Raw genomic sequence first — 1874 nt, 5'->3', positions numbered from 1 at the left:
CTATCCGAAGGCGATTCATCACCCACCTACTCATTGGGCTATGCCCTGCACGTTCCTTGAGGTGGGTGTCTTCTCGCCTAAAAAGATAAAGCGGATACTGAATATAAAATAGACGGAAGCAGTAAGCTATAAAAAAATAATGCGGCATGTTGTAGAGCTACCTTACAATTGTTTATATATTCGAGGCGTAAGGGGAATTAAAAACTTTTCCTTCTTTTTAAAATAAATCCATTTCTACTCGCACAAGGAGAACTTCTTTTTCTCAGTCATATCGTGAACGCTCCCTTTATTTTGTTATATCCTTATTAGATGCAGAGCTCAAAATGATTTAAAGTGATCGATTTAGTTACATGAAGGTTATAGGATATGCTCGTTCGCTAGGTACTAAAGAAGTTCATTATATACGAACGTTGAAAATAAAATGACCATATATGATTTGGGAGTAACGCTAGTCAAGAACAATCTGGTTTTAACATTGTACTCATAAATTCTCTTTTAAATGCTTGATAACGAAAGTTCACCGCAATCCTCTGAACTGGTCGATTATCAAATCTCGTTTGCTCCGCTGTCCTTCTAAAGTCTGCTACACTTTGTCCACGCGTCTCATCATTTGTTGTACTAATCCAGACAGCAGACTTTTTGTATTCAAAAATAGTATCTTTTCGCAATGCAATAAATGGAAGTAAATCATGAATTGGGCTGCCACCGATTCCAGGGTATTGCTTTTTATAATAATTTTCATAGTAAAAATCAATCATTGGTTTAATCAGCTTTGCTTGTCCTGTTCCCTTATCGTCAATAAAATTTACCATTTCAGGAGTAATAATGGCCCGCTGCGTCACATTTAATGGGTAAATACTTACGTTTTTCGCGTACTTCATCACAATGTTTGTTGCGATGGGATCACTATAAAAATTCGCTTCTGATACAGGTGTAACATTACCGGGGCATAAAAACGCACCACCCATAATATAATACGCATGCACGCAACTCATTACTTCAGGATACAACAGAAATAATGTTGCGAGAGCTGTTAAACGTCCTGTTGCTACAATGATAATATCTTCTGGACACGGTTCGATTAACTTGATAATCTCATAAAAGTTTTCTCTTTTCATCCCTCTTGTTTTTGGAGGAATAATTGATCCCAAACCGTGTTCGCCATGAATTTCTGGAAAGAACAAAGGATCTTCTGCCGTCATTGGCCTACTGGCTCCTTTTATAATTTTTATCTTTGTAGCATAGTATCTCTCTAAAAAATAAACATTTTCAGTCACAATTTCCCTTGAAACATTTCCGTAATCAGCAACAATTCCAATGATATCAAGACGACACGTCTTATCTGCATAGATTAACGATACTGCATCATCAATACCAAAGTCTCCAAAAAAGATGATTTTCTTATTCACTATCCTCACCCCTCTTCTGCACATTCTAATACCATTATTATGCAAAAAAGACAAGGCGGTGAAACCATGAGAAGCAAAAAAGTCACCTATTTATTAGTGACTTCCTTCTTTTTATAAGATAAATATGCTAATACACTTTTACTTGTATTGTATTTTGGATTATTTCCTTTACGTGGTTCTCTTATATGCGTTTTTTCAAATCCAGGAATTTCAGGCATTCTCTCCAAAAATTCAACAATTTCTTGTTCATTTCCTTCCACTCTTACACGAATCATTGTTATAACTACTCCTAGCTTTCTTTTTTACTTTCATAAGTATAACGTACTTACTAAGGAGCGCAAGAAGTTTCTCTTTCATGTAGCATTTTTTAATATGACAGTTTGTCAATCTAAGTGCGACAGTTCCTCCTGAAACGCTTCGTGGGCAGTTTTCCACGCTAAACATTTTCTTGGTCTTTGGTTAATA

At 35.9% G+C, this 1874-nt stretch carries 2 protein-coding genes; both read right to left on the bottom strand.

Translation table 11 applies throughout. The features are described 5' to 3' along the window. Positions 1-452: 452 nt before the first annotated feature. The gene (locus MR056_RS21885; RefSeq protein ID WP_041809774.1) at positions 453-1418 is read right to left on the bottom strand and encodes a nucleoside hydrolase; all 966 of its coding nucleotides are present in this window, start codon (positions 1416-1418) and stop codon (positions 453-455) included. 77 nt (positions 1419-1495) lie between these two features. After that, positions 1496-1684, bottom strand: a complete 189-nt coding sequence (locus tag MR056_RS21880) for a DUF3970 family protein (RefSeq protein ID WP_012094450.1) — start codon at positions 1682-1684, stop codon at positions 1496-1498. Between the last annotated feature and the right edge of the window lie 190 nt (positions 1685-1874).

This window comes from Bacillus cereus group sp. BfR-BA-01360 (assembly GCF_022663595.1).
Classification (GTDB): Bacteria; Bacillota; Bacilli; order Bacillales; family Bacillaceae_G; genus Bacillus_A; species Bacillus_A cytotoxicus.
Note: the sequence above shows the minus strand (reverse complement) of the source record. Positions and strands in the feature narration are given on the sequence as shown.